Source organism: Neisseria sp. P0021.S006 (assembly GCF_051956895.1).
On the sequence record NZ_JBQCWZ010001059.1, the window covers coordinates 1 to 514 of the forward strand.

1 protein-coding gene is annotated in these 514 nt (G+C 57.2%); it reads left to right on the forward strand.

The window, feature by feature from the left end:
* A partial coding sequence (locus ACTHUM_RS18710) for an AIR synthase-related protein (protein ID WP_440403784.1) occupies positions 1-514 on the forward strand: 514 nt, incomplete at both ends.

Sequence of the window (514 nt, forward strand, 5' to 3'; positions counted from 1 at the left end):
GAACTGGTCAACGATGCCGGACGCGGCGCGGTATTCAAACTGCGCGAAGTGCCGCTGGAAGAACACGGCCTCAACCCGTTGCAAATTTGGTGCAACGAATCGCAAGAGCGTTATGTATTGTCCATTTTGGAAAAAGATTTGGATACCTTCCGCGCCATCTGCGAACGTGAACGCTGCCCGTTTGCCGTGGTCGGCACGGCGACCGACGACGGCCATTTGCAAGTGCGCGACGATTTGTTCTCCAACAATCCCGTCGATTTGCCGCTGAACGTCTTGCTCGGCAAACCGCCCAAAACCACGCGCAGCGACAAAACGGTTACGCCGTCTGAAAAACCGTTTAACGCGGGCGATATCGACATCACCGAAGCCGCCTACCGCGTTCTGCGCCTGCCTACCGTAGCCGCTAAAAACTTCCTGATTACCATCGGCGACCGCAGCGTCGGCGGCATGACCCACCGCGACCAAATGGTCGGCAAATACCAAACCCCCGTAGCCGATTGCGCCGTTACCATGA